This is a genomic window from uncultured Dietzia sp. (assembly GCF_937873725.1).
Taxonomy (GTDB): Bacteria; Actinomycetota; Actinomycetes; order Mycobacteriales; family Mycobacteriaceae; genus Dietzia.
In genome coordinates, this window is record NZ_CALMYY010000100.1 from 17958 (window position 1) to 33386 (window position 15429).

Annotated in this window: 12 protein-coding genes; 11 read left to right on the top strand and 1 reads right to left on the bottom strand. The window is 70.7% G+C overall.

Annotated elements, in window-relative coordinates; genetic code table 11:
- Positions 1 to 163 precede the first annotated feature (163 nt).
- The 3 genes from Q0444_RS10340 (at position 164) to Q0444_RS10350 (ending at position 4833) form a co-directional block, all read left to right on the top strand.
- Positions 164 to 1843: a peptide chain release factor 3 gene (locus Q0444_RS10340; protein ID WP_291080917.1), complete on the top strand. Its 1680-nt coding sequence runs from the start codon at positions 164 to 166 to the stop codon at positions 1841 to 1843.
- Between the two features lie 256 nt (positions 1844 to 2099).
- On the top strand, positions 2100 to 3047 hold the full coding sequence (locus Q0444_RS10345; protein ID WP_299023188.1) for an LLM class F420-dependent oxidoreductase: 948 nt from the start codon (positions 2100 to 2102) through the stop codon (positions 3045 to 3047).
- Between the two features lie 112 nt (positions 3048 to 3159).
- A complete protein-coding gene (locus Q0444_RS10350) occupies positions 3160 to 4833 on the top strand; it encodes a serine hydrolase (protein WP_291080921.1) in 1674 nt (557 codons plus the stop codon).
- Between the two features lie 10 nt (positions 4834 to 4843).
- Here the strand turns inward: Q0444_RS10350 and Q0444_RS10355 are convergent, their stop codons facing one another.
- A complete protein-coding gene (locus Q0444_RS10355) occupies positions 4844 to 5983 on the bottom strand; it encodes an AI-2E family transporter (RefSeq protein WP_299023189.1) in 1140 nt (379 codons plus the stop codon).
- A gap of 566 nt (positions 5984 to 6549) precedes the next feature.
- Between Q0444_RS10355 and Q0444_RS10360 the strand changes: the two genes are divergently transcribed.
- The 8 genes from Q0444_RS10360 to Q0444_RS10395 form a co-directional block, all read left to right on the top strand.
- Positions 6550 to 7929: a sugar transferase gene (locus tag Q0444_RS10360; RefSeq protein WP_299023190.1), complete on the top strand. Its 1380-nt coding sequence runs from the start codon at positions 6550 to 6552 to the stop codon at positions 7927 to 7929.
- Between the two features lie 38 nt (positions 7930 to 7967).
- On the top strand, positions 7968 to 9032 hold the full coding sequence (locus Q0444_RS10365) for a Gfo/Idh/MocA family protein (RefSeq protein ID WP_299023191.1): 1065 nt from the start codon (positions 7968 to 7970) through the stop codon (positions 9030 to 9032).
- Positions 9029 to 10024, top strand: a complete 996-nt coding sequence (locus Q0444_RS10370) for an NAD-dependent epimerase/dehydratase family protein (RefSeq protein WP_291080929.1) — start codon at positions 9029 to 9031, stop codon at positions 10022 to 10024. The genes Q0444_RS10365 and Q0444_RS10370 overlap by 4 nt, the downstream gene beginning before the upstream one ends.
- On the top strand, positions 10021 to 11157 hold the full coding sequence (locus Q0444_RS10375; protein ID WP_291080931.1) for a DegT/DnrJ/EryC1/StrS aminotransferase family protein: 1137 nt from the start codon (positions 10021 to 10023) through the stop codon (positions 11155 to 11157). Before Q0444_RS10370 ends, Q0444_RS10375 begins: the two co-directional genes overlap by 4 nt.
- Complete coding sequence (locus Q0444_RS10380) at positions 11154 to 11777, top strand: NeuD/PglB/VioB family sugar acetyltransferase (RefSeq protein ID WP_291080933.1); 624 nt, start codon at positions 11154 to 11156, stop codon at positions 11775 to 11777. The genes Q0444_RS10375 and Q0444_RS10380 overlap by 4 nt, the downstream gene beginning before the upstream one ends.
- Positions 11777 to 12886, top strand: a complete 1110-nt coding sequence (locus Q0444_RS10385; protein ID WP_291080935.1) for a DegT/DnrJ/EryC1/StrS aminotransferase family protein — start codon at positions 11777 to 11779, stop codon at positions 12884 to 12886. Before Q0444_RS10380 ends, Q0444_RS10385 begins: the two co-directional genes overlap by 1 nt.
- 10 nt (positions 12887 to 12896) lie before the next feature.
- Positions 12897 to 14339, top strand: coding sequence for a lipopolysaccharide biosynthesis protein (locus Q0444_RS10390; protein ID WP_291080937.1), 1443 nt, complete (start codon positions 12897 to 12899; stop codon positions 14337 to 14339).
- Positions 14336 to 15429: glycosyltransferase (locus tag Q0444_RS10395; protein WP_299023192.1), on the top strand; the 1094-nt coding region annotated here is incomplete at its 3' end. The genes Q0444_RS10390 and Q0444_RS10395, both read left to right, overlap by 4 nt.

Sequence of the window (15429 nt, forward strand, 5' to 3'; positions counted from 1 at the left end):
CCGGGGCGGCCGGGTCCGACACCCCCCCGCGCACCGTGTGACCTCGACTTTCGCGTGCCCCCGGCGCCCCGCGCGGCGCACCGCCGGATTGGGTGCTCGACCGTCCGCGCACGTACCCTGGGATGACCGCGGCGAGGCGCCGCCGGAGCTTCGAGGAGGACGCGTGACGGAGACCGCCGAGGACACCGGTACGACCGGGGGGCCCGCTGGTCCCGTCGGGTCCGGGGCCGGCACGGACGTCCGCTCCGAGGTCGCCCGGCGCCGCACCTTCGCCGTGATCGCCCACCCGGACGCCGGCAAGTCCACGCTCACCGAGGCGCTCGCGCTGCACGCCCGCGTGATCACCGAGGCCGGCGCCGTCCACGGCAAGTCGGGCCGCCGCTCCACCGTCTCGGACTGGATGGAGATGGAGAAGGCCCGCGGCATCTCCGTCAGCTCCACCGCGCTGCAGTTCACGTACGCCCCGGAGGGATCGGATCCCGACGACCCCTACGTCATCAACCTCGTCGACACCCCCGGGCACGCCGACTTCTCCGAGGACACCTACCGCGTCCTCACCGCCGTCGACGCCGCGGTCATGCTCATCGACGCCGCCAAGGGCCTCGAGCCGCAGACGCTCAAGCTGTTCCAGGTGTGCAAGCACAACGGGCTGCCCATCATCACGGTGATCAACAAGTGGGACCGGCCCGGCCAGGCACCGCTGGAGCTGTTGGACGAGATCGCCGAGCAGATCGGCCTGGTCCCCACCCCGCTGTACATGCCCGTCGGCATCGCCGGCGACTACCGCGGGCTGCTTCGCCGCGGCCCCGACGGCGCGCCCGAGGAGTACGTCCACTTCACCCGCACCGCCGGCGGCTCGACCATCGCGCCGGAGGAGCACTACGACCCGGCCGCCGCCGCCGAGCGCGAGGGCGACGTGTGGGAGACCGCCGTGGAGGAGTCCGAGCTGCTGTCCGCGATGGGCCAGGACCACGACCAGGAGCTGTACCTGGCCGGCGAGACCAGCCCGGTGATCTTCGCCTCCGCGATGCTCAACTTCGGCGTCCACCAGATCCTCGACGCGCTGGTCGAGCTGGCCCCGCCGCCCCGCGCCTGGCCCACCGTCACGGGCGCCCCGCGCGACACCTCCGACCCGTTCTCCGCGGTGGTGTTCAAGGTGCAGGCCGGCATGGACGCCGCGCACCGCGACCGCCTGGCGTTCATGCGCGTGGTCTCCGGCGAGTTCGAGCGCGGCATGGTGGTCCAGCACGCGCAGACGGGCAAGCCGTTCACCACCAAGTACGCGCTCACCGTGTTCGGCCGCGACCGCACCACCGTCGAGACCGCCTACCCGGGCGACGTGGTGGGCCTGGTCAATGCCACCGCCCTGGCCCCCGGCGACACCCTCTACACCGGTAAGAAGGTGCAGTTCCCGCCGATCCCGCAGTTCGCCCCGGAGCACTTCGCGGTCCTGCGCACCAAATCGCTCGGCACCTACAAGCAGTTCCGCAAGGCGGTGGACCAGCTGGCCGCCGAGGGCGTGGTGCAGATCCTGCGCAACGACGTTCGCGGCGACGCCAACCCCGTCATGGCCGCGGTCGGCCCCATGCAGTTCGAGGTGGTCACGGCCCGCATGAAGACCGAGTTCAACGTCGAGGTGATCGTGGACAACCTCCCGTACACCATCGCCCGGCGCACCGACGCCGATTCGGCGGTCGAGCTCGGCCGCCAGCGCGGGGTGGAGGTTCTCCAGCGCACCGACGGCGAGCTGCTCGCCCTCTTCGGCGACAAATGGCGCCTGCAGTACATCACCAAGGAGATGGAGCACCTCACCATCGAGCCGCTGGTCGCCGACACCAACTAACCCCCCTCCGCCGCCCAGCCCCCGCCGCCCAGCCTCCGCCGCCCAGCCCCCTGCGGCGAGCTCGCGCCGCCTGGTCGCAATCGCTGCGGCCTTGGTCGCAACAGCTTCGCCCGACACGGCGATTCACCGCAGGGACTGCGACCATCCGCGAGGCATGGCGGACGACGCAGCGACAGCCATGGCAGCGGTCTGCGGCGGGGCCCACTCCCCCCTCGCGGCTGGCGCCACGACGCGGCGCGCGGGCAGACTGGTTGTCATGTCCAGTGAATCGACAGTCTCCCTCCGCGTGTTCGTGGAACCCCAGCAGGGCGCGACCTACGCCGACCAGCTCGCCGTGGCCCGCGCGGCCGAGGACCTGGGCTACGAGGCCTTCTTCCGCTCCGACCACTACCTCAAGATGGGCGACGTCAGCGGCCTGCCCGGACCCACCGACGCCTGGCTCACCCTGGCCGGACTGGCCCGCGAGACCTCGCGCATCAGGCTCGGCACGCTGCTCACCTCGGTCACCTTCCGCCACCCCGGACCGCTGGCGATCTCCATGTCCCAGGTCGACCACATGTCCGGCGGCCGCCTGGACATCGGCCTCGGCGCGGGCTGGTACGCCGACGAGCACACCGCCTACGGCATCCCCTTCCCTCCGCTCGGCGAGCGCTTCGACCTCCTCGAGGACACCCTCGGCGCCCTGCGGGAGCTGTGGGACACGCCTGAGGGCGAGACCGTCACCGTCCGCGGCAAGCGCCTGGCGATGGTCGACTCCCCCGGCCTGCCCAAGCCCGTCCAGCGGCCGCGCCCGCCGATGATCATCGGCGGCCACGGCACGCGCCGCACGCCCGACCTGGCCGCGCGCTTCGCCGACGAGTTCAACGTGCCGTTCGCCGACGTGGACACCGTCGCCGCGCAGTACCGCCGCGTCGACGAGGCCTGCGCCACCCACGGCCGCGATCCGCGGGAGATCGTCCGCTCGGCCGCCCTCGTCCTGTGCTGCGGCCGGAACCCAGCGGAGATCGCCCGCCGGGCGGACGCCATCGGCCGCGACGTCGACGAACTCCGGGCCAACGGCGCGGCCGGCACCCCGGCGGAGGTGGCGGACGCGATCGGACGCTACGCCGCCGTCGGCACGCGCCGCGTCTACCTCCAGGTGCTGGACATGTCCGACCTCGACCACCTCGAGCTGGTCGCCTCGGAGGTCGCGCGCCAGCTCTGACGCCGAGGCCGGGCCCGACGGCGCCGAGCTCGAGCGCCAGCTCATGGGCGGAGCCGAGGCGTGGACCGCAAACTGGGAACGCGCCCGGCGAGCGGGGGGCTAACCTCGGAAGATGACCAACGCCATGGACTCCGCCCGACGCCGGACCCGGGCGCTCGGTCTGACGGCCCTCGGGATGGCCGTCGCGGTGCTCGGCGCCTGCGGCACCCCGATCCCCAAGCCGGGCCCCGACGAGAGCCCCTCCGCCTATTCCGGGCTCGAGGTGAAGGAGGACCGGATCGAGTACGCCGTGGGGAAGGTCACCGACATCGTCGAGGAGGAGCTGGACTCGTCCGGCATCCCCGGCGCCGCCGTCGCGGTGGTCCACGGCGGGGAGGTGGTGCTGGCCGAGGGCTTCGGCGTCCGCGACACCCGGACCGGCGCACCCGTGGACGCGCGCACCGTCTTCCCGATGGCGTCCATCTCCAAGTCCGTCAGCGCCACGGTCGTGGCCGCGGAGAGCGCCCGGGGCGAGGTCGACTGGTCCACCCCGGTGCGCGACCACCTCCCGTGGTTCGCGCTCTCCGACCCCCGGGTCTCCCCGATCGTCACGGTGGGCGACCTCTTCGCCCACCGCTCCGGGCTCCCGGAGCACGCGGGCGACGACCTCGAGGACCTCGGCTACGACCGGCCCGCGATCCTGCACGGGCTCCGCCACCTCCCGGTCACCCCGTTCCGGGCCTCCTACGCGTACACCAACTTCGGGCTCACGGCCGGCGCGGAGGCCGTCGCCGTCGCCGCCGGCACGCCCTGGGACGAGCTCGCCCGCGAGCGCGTCTTCGACCCCCTCGACATGCGGGACACCTCGTTCTCCCACGACGAGCTGCTCGCCCGGGACAACCGGGTCGTCGGCCACGTCCGCACCCCGGACACCGCGACCGGGGAATCGGACGAGTCGGGCGAGTCGACGGGCGGCTGGGTCCCGACCGAGCCCGGCCGCGACCCGGACGCCCAGGCCCCCGCGGGCGGACTGAGCTCGTCGGTGACCGACATGGCGAGGTGGATGGAGATGGTGCTCGACGACGGCAAGGCGACCGACGGCTCGCAGGTGGTCCCGACCGGGGCGCTGCGCGAGGCCCTCACCCCGCAGAGCGTCTCCTCGCCGCCGCAGGCCGCGGCGGACCGCCCCGGTTCCTACGGCTACGGGTTCAACGTCGGCACCAGTTCGTCCGGCCGCGTCCAGTGGAGCCACTCGGGCGCGTTCGCCCTGGGTGCGGGCACCGCGATGCTCATGGTGCCCTCGCTCGACCTGGGGATCATCACGCTGACCAACGCCGCGCCGATCGGGGTGGCGGAGACGATCAACTCCCGCTTCGCCGACCTCGCCCAGTACGGGGACCCGACGCTGGACTGGGGCGCGCTCTACGGGAAGGCGTTCGCGGGGTTGCTCGATCCGGTGGGCGATCTGGCCGGCGCGCGACGCCCGACGGACCCGGAGCCGCCGCGGCCCCTCGACCAGCTGGTGGGGTCCTACCGCAACGACTACTTCGGGACGATCGAGGTGCGCCGCGGTGACGCCGGCTCCGGCGACGGGCTCTCGCTCGCCGTCGGCCCCGGCCCCCTGGTCTGGCCGATGGAGCACTGGGACGGCGACACCTTTGCCGTGAGCCCGGAGAGCGAGAACTGGACGCCGGGTTCGCGCGGCAGCGTGACCTTCGACGGCGACGGGGTCACCGTGGCCCTGCTCGACGGCAACGGCCTGGGCACCTTCGCCCGGGTCGACGAACCCGCGGATCCCGGCGCCTGACCCGCTCCCGCTAGGTGCCCGCCGCGACCAGCTTGGCCGCCCGCCGCCTGTCGCTCTTGGAATCCGCGTCGGGAGTGGTGAGGAAGGTCGAGAACCACCGCATCCGCGGGTCCGCGTCCACGAGGAAGGCCTTGACCGCCAGCGTCAGCGGGACGGCCAGGATCGCGCCCAGCGCGCCGGCCACCGCGGACCAGAACACCAGTGACAGGAACGTAACGGTGGGGGTCAGCCCCACGGCGTCGCCGGTGAACTTGGGCTGGATGAAGCTCTGCATGACCAGGTTGATGGCGCTGTAGATCACCACCACCCAGAGGGCGTCGCCGGGGCCGCCGGTGAGCAGCGCGAAGAGCGCCGGCGGGACGAGGCCCAGCACGAACCCGATGTTGGGGATGTAGTTGGTGACAAAGGCGAGGACGCCCCAGACCAGGGCCAGCGGCACCCCGAGGATCATCAGCGCCCCCACGTCGATGACCGCCACGATGAGGCCGAACACGGTGGAGACGATCCAGTAGGACTTCACCCCGTCGGTGAACGAGCTGAGCGCGTCCGCCAGCCGGGGTCGCTGGCGGGCGATCACGGCTCGTCGGCGGGTGATGCCGGGGGGGTCGAACACGAGGAACGTCAGCGCGATCACGAGCACCGTGAGTTGGCCCCCCGCCGAGGACAGCTGCCCGGCCACGTTCTGCACGGTGCCGATGATCGTGCCGGGAGACACGCCCTGGAGGCTCGAGGACACCTGCTCCTGACTCACGCCGAAGGTGCCCAGGAACTCGATGGTCTGCTCGTAGAGCTGGACGAACTTGTCCTGGTACTGCGGGATCTCCTCGGCGGCGATCCACAGCGCCCACACGAGCATGCCGACCAGCGCCGCCAGGACCAGATAGAGCACCAGCAGGACGATGATCATCCCGCCCCACCTGGGCAGTCCGGCGCGCTCGAGCGACTTCTGGAGGGGCTGGGCGGCAATCACGAGGTTCAGGGCGAGAAAGGCCGGCATGATCATGTTCGCGTGCTGGGAGATCCCCCAGAGCACCACGACCACAGCGGCCAGGGACACCACCGTGACGGCGGCGATCCCCCAGCCCTTGGGCTCCTCGTGCGGAGCGGGGACGTCCACCACGGACTGGTCGGACGCGTCAGTGCGGGCCATCGCCCCTCCTGTTCCGAGCGCCCTCGGAGCAGGGCTGCATCGAGGGTACATCGAACCCCGCCGCCACTTGCCTCACTTTGCACCACGTGCGTCACGCCGGACGCGAGCCCGATTCCGCGGGCGAGGCCCGACATCCTCACCACAGCCCTGTCCAATTAGCCCGGCTTATAACACAGACCCCTCTCAGGCTCAGCTTTTCCGCGACACGTCCCCGACGATTCCCCAGGTCAGAATTGTATTGCTCACCAAACAACAAGCAGCACTAGGCTTCTCGTATCTCTGGTAAGTAACTATTCACCAAAGTCCTTGACGTTAACAACCGTGTGGGAAGACGCTTATTTGGCCTCGGTCGAGGCTGACTACCTCACGCAAGGGCCCATCCCATGACATCCACACCTCTCCGGAGAACGGAACCCGCGCACGCGGGACCGGCGTTGCACCACGAGATACCGTCCGCCCCGGGCTCCGCAGAACACCCGACCGCCGCGAGGCGGGGACTGTTCCATCGCCACGACCACGGTTGGGCCTCCCCCTACAGTCACAACCTGTGGTGGTCGGACGCGATCGTGGTGAGCCTGGCCGTGATCGTCGCCTACTTCCTGAGGTTCGGGATCGAACCCCAGGGGATCGCGATCATGCATCGGAACGTGCCCCTGGTGCTGGTGACGGTCACGCTCGGCGCGATCTGGGTGGGATGCCTTCGTCTGACCAACAGCTACGACCCGCGCGTGTTCGGGGCGGGGACCGACGAGTACAGCCGAGTCGCCAGGGCGTCGTTCTGGCTCTTCGGCGGGCTGGCCATCGTCGAGGTGCTGTTCCGGCCGGAGATCGCGCGAGGATTCGAGGCGATAGCACTTCCGCTCGGGAGCGTCGGCCTGCTGGTGACTCGCTGGTTCTGGCGCCGTCGACTGTCGGCACGTCGCTCGAGGGGCGAGGCGCTGGAGCGACTCCTCATCGTGGGATCGGTCGACTCCTCCTCCGCGCTGGCCGAACGCCTGTCGGCGACGCCTGCATTCGGCTACACGGTGGTCGGCCTGTGCGCGCGCCCGGAACGCGCCCTCGGCCACGCCGAGAGCGACCCGACGAACAAGCTGGGCGTCCCGATCGTCGGAGACTGGGATTCCGTGAGTAATGCCGTGAAGACGTCGGGCGCGACCACCGTGGCGGTCACGGCGGCCAACATGTTGGGTCCCACCATGATGCAGGCACTCTGCTGGGAACTCGACGAGCTGGATGTCCGACTGTTCGTCGCCCCGGGTCTGGTCGACGTCTCCGGCCCACGCGTACTCATGCGGCCGATGGCGGGTCTGCCGCTGCTGCACATCAGCCGGCCGCAGTACAAGAACTCGGTTCGGCTCTGGAAGGCCATCTCGGACCGGCTGGGAGCGGCGGTCCTCCTACTCGCGCTGTCACCGGTCCTGCTGGCGGTCGCCGTCGCCATCAAGCTCGACTCCCGTGGCCCGGTCTTCTATCGCGCCACTCGTATCGGATACCAGAACGAGCCGTTCCGGATGTGGAAGTTCCGGTCGATGGTGGTCGACGCCGACGCTCGACGCGCAGCGCTGGCCGGATCCGACGACGGCAACGGGGTCCTGTTCAAGGTGAGGGACGACCCGCGGGTCACACGCGTCGGGAAGTGGATCCGTCGGTACAGCCTCGACGAATTCCCGCAACTGTTCAACGTCCTGTCGGGGGACATGAGCATCGTCGGCCCGCGTCCCCCACTGACGGAGGAGGTCGAGAAGTACGACGGCCGCGTCTCCCGACGGATGTTGGTCAAGCCGGGGATGACCGGACTGTGGCAGGTGTCGGGGCGATCGGACCTCACGTGGGAGGAGTCCGTGCGCCTGGATCTGTACTACGTGGAGAACTGGTCGCTGATGCAGGATCTGGCGATCCTGTGGCGTACGGCTCGGGCCGTGCTCTCCAGCGACGGAGCCTACTGATGTCCCGCCTGAACCCGGACTACGCGAGAAGAGACGAGATGCCTGCTGAGAGACTGCGGATCGCTGTTGTCGGCGCCGGATACTGGGGGCCGAACCTGGCCCGGAACTTCGCGCAGAGCCCCGACTGGGACCTGGCCGCCGTGTGCGACCTCGACGGAGAGCGCGCGAGAGTCGTGGCCGACCGCGTCGGCGCTGCGTCGACGTCGTCGTTGGACGAGGTGTTGGACGATCCCACGATCCACGCCGTCGCGATCGCGACGCCCGCACGGACACACGCGAAGATCGCCACGGCCGCGCTCGGGAACGGCAAACACGTCGTGGTCGAGAAGCCGCTGGCCGACTCGAGGGGTGCCGGGGTCGAGATGTACGAGGCCGCGGAACGCAACGGTCTCGTGCTCATGGCCGACCACACCTACTGCTACACGCCGGCCGTGTTGAAGATCCGCGACCTCATCGCGTCGGGCGAGACCGGCGAGATCCTCTACATCGACAGCGTCCGGATCAACCTCGGCCTGATCCAGCCGGACGTGGACGTCCTCTGGGATCTCGCCCCGCACGATCTGTCGATCCTCGACTTCATCCTCACCGACGGGCTCGACATGACCGAGGTCTCCGCGGTGGGGTCCGACCCGCTCGACACCGGCAAGGCGTGCGTCGGCTACCTCACCCTGCCACTCGGAAGCGGTGGGATCGCCCACGTCCACGTGAACTGGCTGAGCCCCACCAAGATCCGGCGGATGGTGATCGCCGGCACTCTGCGCACCATCGTCTGGGACGACCTCAACCCCCAGCAGCGCATCAGCGTCTACGACCGGGGCATCGACCTCGAGTCGCAGTCGCGCACGGAGGCGAACGTGACCCCGGCGACCGTCTCGTACCGGCTCGGGGGGATGTGGGCGCCTGCGCTGGCGGAGCAGGAGGCGCTGGCCAACATGGCGACGGAGTTCGCGGCCGCGATCCGGGGCAGTCGCGCGGCGCGCACCAGCGGCGGGTCGGGTCTCCGCGTGCTCTCCGTCCTGGAGGCGGCCGCACAGAGCCTCGCCAAGGGCGGCATGCCGGTCGCCGTCGAGCACGGGGTCCCCAAGGTGGAGGAGATGGTATGACAAGGCTCGAAGGTGCACAGGTCCTGGTGACGGGTGGCGCGGGGACCATCGGTTCCACTCTCGTCGATCAGCTCGTGGCAGCCGGCGTCGCCCGGGTGGATGTCCTGGACAACCTCGTGCGCGGGCGGCGCGCCAACCTCGACGCCGCCCTCGCGAGTGGGCGGGTGAACTTCATCGAGGGCGACATCCGCGACGCAGCCCTGGTCGACGAGGTGACGGCCGGGAAGGACGTCGTCTTCCACCAGGCGGCCATCCGCATCACGCAATGCGCCGAGGAACCGCGCCTGGCCCTGGAAGTCATGGTCGACGGGACCTTCAACGTCGTCGACGCCGCCGCCAGACACGGTGTGGACAAACTCATCGCGGCATCCAGCGCGTCCGTCTACGGGATGGCCGAGGTCTTCCCGACCGACGAGCGCCATCATCACGAGAACAACGACACGCTGTACGGCGCGGCGAAGACCTTCAACGAGGGTCTGCTGAAGAGCTTCCGCGCGATGAGTGGGCTCGACTACGTGGCGCTGCGCTACTTCAACGTCTACGGGCCCCGCATGGACGTGCACGGCGTCTACACGGAGGTGCTCGTGCGATGGATGGAGCGGATCGCGGACGGCCGACCGCCACTGATCTTCGGCGACGGCCACCAGACGATGGACTTCGTCTGCGTCCCGGACATCGCGCGAGCCAACATCCTCGCGGCGGCGAGTGACATCACCGCGGGAACCTACAACGTCGCGAGCGGCACCGAGACCAGTCTGCGCGACCTCGCCGAGATGCTGCTCGACGTCATGGATTCGGACCTGGAGATCGAGTTCGGACAGGAGCGCGCCGTCAACGGTGTGGTTCGCCGCCTGGCCGACACCACGGCCGCCCGGCGTGACCTCGGGTTCGAGGCCACGATCGGGTTGCAGGACGGCCTACGCCGGCTCGTGGAGTGGTGGGCACCGTTGCGCGAGGAGATCGCCGCGGGCCGGAAGCCGGGTGCGTCGTGAATCGCATCAACGTCATGAAGCCCTGGCTGGGCCAGGAGGAGATCGACGCGGTCGCCGAGGCGATCAGCAGCGGATGGGTGGCGCAGGGCCCACGCGTCATCGCCTTCGAGGAGGAGTTCGCGGCCGCGATGCAGGCGGACTTCGCGGTGGCCACCTCCAGTTGCACCACCGCCCTGCACCTGGCGTTGATCGTGGCCGGGATCGGTCCGGGCGACGAGGTGGTGGTGCCGTCCCTCTCGTTCATCGCCACGACCAATGCCGCTCGCTACGTCGGAGCGGAGCCGGTCTTCGCTGACGTCGACCCCCACAGCGGCAACGTCACCGCCAAAACCGTCACGGCCGCGCTGACCCCGCGGACACGCGCGGTGATCGTGGTCGACCAGGGCGGCGTGCCCGTCGATCTCGACGCCATCCGGGCGGTCACCGATCCCCGCGACATCGTGGTGGTGGAGGATGCCGCCTGCGGCGCCGGCTCCACCTACCGGGGCGCACCCGTCGGCGCCGGGGCGGTGTTGGCGACCTGGTCGTTCCACCCCCGCAAGCTGTTGACCACCGGCGAGGGCGGGATGCTCACCACCAGCAACCGCGAGTGGGCGGACCGCGCCCGCCAGCTGCGCGAGCATGCCATGTCGGTGTCGGCGGCCGAGCGTCACCATTCCACGCTGCCGGCGGCCGAGACCTACCCCGAGGTCGGGTTCAACTTCCGGATGACCGACCTGCAGGCGGCGATGGGGCGCGTGCAGCTCGGCAGGCTGCCCGACATCGTGGCCCGGCGCCGGGAGATCGCCGCCCGCTACTCGGCGGCGATCTCCGAGGTGGACGGCCTGCGCGCCGTCGCCGATCCGCAACACGGGACGAGCAACTTCCAGTCCTTCTGGGTGGAGGTCTCGGCCCCCTACCCCACCGACCGAGACGGATTGCTCGGCGCGTTGGCCGCGGCCGACATCTCGGCACGCCGGGGGATCATGGCGGCCCATCGCGAGCCTCCGTACAGCGATCTCACCCCGGAAGACGGCCTGCCCGCGACGGATCGGCTGCACGAGGGAACGCTGATCCTGCCGGTCTTCCACCAGATGACCGACGACGAGCAGGACCGCGTCATCGACGTCCTACGCGCACCGGCACCGGCATGACGGCGGGACTGCTCCTGGTGGGTGCCGGCGGACTCGCGCGCGAGGTGCTCGCCGCGGGCCTCACGGCGGTCGGGATCCTCGACGACGATCCGGCCCTCGCCGGAAGGAGCGTCTCGGGCACTCCGGTACTCGGTGCGGTGGCGGCCGCGGCCGGTCGCCCCGAACAGCTGCTCATCACGATCGGTCCCAGCACGGCCAGGCAGCGTGTCGTCACCGCACTCGCGCAGATGGGCATCGGCCCCGAGCGGTACGGCACGTTCGTCGCCCGGTCGGCGGTGGTGGGGTCCTCCAGCACGGTCGGCGTCGGCTCGATCCTGCTGGACGGCGTCGTGATCACCGCCGACGCCGAGGTGGGCCGCCACGTGGTGATCATGCCGAACTGCACGATCACGCACGACGATCGGGTGGCCGACTTCGCGACCCTGGCCGCCGGCGCCTCGCTCGGCGGTGGCGTCCACATCGGCGAAGCCGCCTACATCGGAATGAATGCCTCCGTCCATCCCGGCCGCTCGATCGGGGCAAGCACGACGGTCGGCATGGGGGCGGTGGTGCTCGGCGACCTGCCGAGGGACCAGACGTGGGCCGGGGTGCCGGCGCGTCGAGTGGAGAGGAGAGGGTGATGAACCACGTTCCGTTCCTGGACCTGGCGGCACAATCGGCGGAGATCGCCGACGAGGTGCTGCCGGTGTGGCGGCGCCAGCTGGCCACCGGAGGCTTCATCGGCGGCCCGGAGGTGGCCGCGTTCGAGGCGGAGTACGCCGACTACCTCGGGGTACCGCACGTCGTGGGCGTCTCGAACGGCACCGACGCCCTGGAACTCGCCTTCCGCGCCTCGGGGGTGGGCCCGGGTGACGAGGTCATCATGCCGGCCAACACCTTCATCGCGACCGCGGAGGCGGTCTCACGGATCGGCGCGGTGCCGGTCTTCGTCGACGTCGACGCGGACCATCTCCTCATCGATCCGCAGTGCGTCGACGCCGCGATCACCGCACGAACCCGCGCGCTCGTCCCGGTGCATCTGTTCGGGCAGACGGCTCCGCTCGAGGCGCTCGTGCCGATCGCGGACAAGCACGGCCTGACCATCGTGGAAGACGCGGCCCAGGCTCAGGGCGCGTCGGGTCCGGCCGGCCGGGCCGGCGCGATCGCCCCCGTCTCCGCCACCAGCTTCTACCCCGGTAAGAACCTCGGCGCGGCCGGGGACGCCGGTGCGGTGATGACCAGGGACCCAGAGGTCTCCTCGCTGGTCCGAAACCTCGGTGCCCACGGCAGTTCGGTGAAGTACTCGCACGACCACGTGGGAATGAACGCGCGACTGGACGCCATCCAGGCGACCGTGCTGCGAGCCAAGCTCCGGCGCCTGGAGGGGTGGAACGAGGCGCGCCGCGCTGCCGCCGAGCGCTATCGCTGGCTTCTCGGGGACACCCCCGGGGTCAGGCTCCCACAGACGCGCCCGGGGAATATCGACGTCTGGCACCTCTACGTGGTGCAGGTCGAGAGGCGGGACCAGGTCATCACCGCTCTCACGGACGCCGGGATCGGCACGGGGATCCACTATCCGACCCCGGTGCCGCTCACCAAGGCGTACGCGCCGCTGGGCTACCGGCCGGGGCAGTTCCCTGTGGCCGAACGCGCGGCCGCACGGATCCTCTCGCTACCGATGTTCCCGCACCTCAGTGCCGAGCAGCAGGAGCGCACCGCGGAGGCCCTGGCCGCCGCGGTGTCCACCTGACGGGCTCGTGATGACCACCAGCGGGCAGCCCGGGGCGCGCCGGGCGCTGCTGTGGAGCTTCGGCAACACCGCCGTCGGCAAGTTCGGGACGCTGTTCATCTCGATAGTCATCGCCCGGATCCTGGGGCCGGACGAGCTCGGCACCTACGCGGTCGCCCTCGTCGCCCTCGCCGCCGTGTTGAGCTTCAACGAACTGGGGGTCAGCCTGGCGATCGTGCGATGGGAGGAGGATCCCTCCCGGATCGCTCCGACCGTCACGACGATCTCCGTGGTCACCAGCCTCGCCGTGTTCGTCGCCGCCTGGATCGCGACCCCGGCGTTCGCCGCCGCGATGGGCGACCCTGGAGCGACGGGTGTCGTGCGCTTGATGCTCGTGTGCGTTCCGCTGAACGGCGTGGCCGCCACACCGGCGGCGCTACTCCAACGCGACTACCAGCAGGGTCGTCGCGCGGCCGCCGACCAGGTCAACATCTGGCTCGGCGCGGTGCTCTCCGTGTCCCTGGCGAGCGTGGGCCTGGGGGCGATGAGCCTCGCCGTCGGCCGGGCGGTGGCGGCGATCGTCTTCACCGGCATGCTGATCCGGCTGTCGCCGTCTCGACTGAGCCTCGGCTGGAACCGGGAGGTGGTGCGGCCGCTGCTGAGGTTCGGAATCCCGCTGGCCGGATCCAGCCTGGTCGTCTTTGCGGTCGCGTACGCGGATCAACTCGTGGTCGGCAACAGGCTCGGCACCCAGGCGCTGGGTTTCTACCTGCTCGCGTTCAACCTCGCGAGCTGGCCGGTCACCGTCTTCTCCCAGCCGATCAGGGCGGTGGCACCGGCCGCGTTCGCCCGCATCCAGCACGACGCCCGGCTCATGGACCGGAACTTCCGATCGGCGTTCCGCCTGGTGCTGGTTCTGGCGCTGCCCGCCTGCGCGTTCCTGGCCGGTGCGGCGGAACCCGTCGTCACGCTCGTGTACGGGGAGATCTGGGCCCCCGCCGCGCCCGCCCTGCAGTGGCTCGCGTGTCAGGCGGCGGTCCGCATCGCGTTTGAGCTCTCGTACGATTTCCTCGCCGTCAAGCGTCGATCTGTCGCCCTCATGACCATTCAGGTGTGTTGGCTCGCCGCATTGGTCCCCGCGCTCGTGGTGGGGTCCCGCCACGGGATCGTCGGCGTCGCCGCCGCGCAGTGCGCGGTCGCGATCCTCGTCCTCCTCGTCTGTTACGGGTGGGCGCTGCACGGTGCGGGAATACGGCTGGGCGCCATGATCCGCACCTCCCTCGTCCCGGTGGCCGGCGGCACGCTGGTGTGGGCTGGGAGTCGCGCCGCTGCGCAGGGTCACCCGCAGGCCCTCGTCGCGGTGACGACGGCGGGCGTGGTCACCCTGGCGATCACCGGCGCGTTGGCGTGGGCGTCGAGGACCCACCTCCACCTGCTCCGGAGCACCGACGTCCTCGAGGAGGTGCCCGCGTGAGGATCATCGTCCACCCGCATGAACTGGGGATCGGCGGCAGCCAGCTGAACGCGATCGAGTTGGCCGCCGCGGTCCGCGACCGGGGCCACGAGACCCTGGTGTTCGGCCGCTCGGGCCCGCTCCGGCAGCGGATCGACGAGCTGGGCCTGGAATTCGTCGAGGCGCCCCCGCAGGGGAGGCGTCCCTCGATCCCCGCCGCGCGGGCCCTGGCCGAATTGGCGGAGCGCCGCCACATCGACGTGATCCACGGGTACGAGTGGCCGCCGATCCTGGACGGAGTCCTCGCCGCGGCGGGCAGCCGATCCCTCACCGTGGTGGGGACGGTGATGTCGATGTCCGTGCCGCCGTTCATACCCCACAGCGTCCCCCTGGTCGTGGGGACCGCCGAGATGCGGGAATACGAGAGGGCCGCCGGTCGCCATCGAACGCACCTGCTCGAGCCACCAGTGGATCTCGAGTTCAACGACCCGTCGCTCGTCGACGGTGCCGCGGCGTTCCGGGAGCGGTTCGGTCTGGACGGGACCGGGCTGAACATCGTCAGCGTGGGCCGGTTCGCGCACGAACTCAAGCTCGAGGGGATTCTCACCGCGATCGAGGTCGTCGGCGCGCTGGCGGACGCGACCGGGGCGCGGTTGATCCTGGTGGGAGACGGTCCCGCGCGAGGGGAGGTCGAGCGCGCGGCCGACGCCGCCAATCGACGGTACGGCGCCGGGACCGTGGTCCTCACCGGGCCGCTGGACGATCCGCGCCCCGCCTACGCGGCGGCGGACATCTCCCTGGGCATGGGGGGCTCCGCGCTCCGCGCACTCGCCTACGGCACGCCGCTCGTGGTCCAGGGCGAGAACGGATTCTGGCGGACCCTGACGCCGGCGTCGGCGGACCAGTTCCTCTGGACGGGCTGGTACGGGATCGGCGAGGGCTCCGCCGCGGGTGCCGCGCGCCTGAGGAACGAGCTGGCGCCGCTACTCTCCGGCGCTCCGCGTCGCGCCCGACTCGGGGACTTCGGTCGGCGGCTGGTGGCCGATCGCTTCTCCCCCCTCTTTGCCAAGCTGTTTGTGAGTCACTCGACCGCGAGCAGATTGGAGTCCGG

Excerpts from the sequence above, each read along its gene's own strand:
- Q0444_RS10345 (WP_299023188.1), top strand. The coding sequence starts at position 2,100 with ATGTCCAGTGAATCGACAGTCTCCCTCCGCGTGTTCGTGGAACCCCAG.
- Q0444_RS10350 (WP_291080921.1), top strand. The coding sequence starts at position 3,160 with ATGACCAACGCCATGGACTCCGCCCGACGCCGGACCCGGGCGCTCGGT.
- Q0444_RS10355 (WP_299023189.1), bottom strand. The coding sequence starts at position 5,983 with ATGGCCCGCACTGACGCGTCCGACCAGTCCGTGGTGGACGTCCCCGCT.
- Q0444_RS10365 (WP_299023191.1), top strand. The coding sequence starts at position 7,968 with ATGCCTGCTGAGAGACTGCGGATCGCTGTTGTCGGCGCCGGATACTGG.
- Q0444_RS10370 (WP_291080929.1), top strand. The coding sequence starts at position 9,029 with ATGACAAGGCTCGAAGGTGCACAGGTCCTGGTGACGGGTGGCGCGGGG.
- Q0444_RS10380 (WP_291080933.1), top strand. The coding sequence starts at position 11,154 with ATGACGGCGGGACTGCTCCTGGTGGGTGCCGGCGGACTCGCGCGCGAG.
- Q0444_RS10385 (WP_291080935.1), top strand. The coding sequence starts at position 11,777 with ATGAACCACGTTCCGTTCCTGGACCTGGCGGCACAATCGGCGGAGATC.
- Q0444_RS10390 (WP_291080937.1), top strand. The coding sequence starts at position 12,897 with ATGACCACCAGCGGGCAGCCCGGGGCGCGCCGGGCGCTGCTGTGGAGC.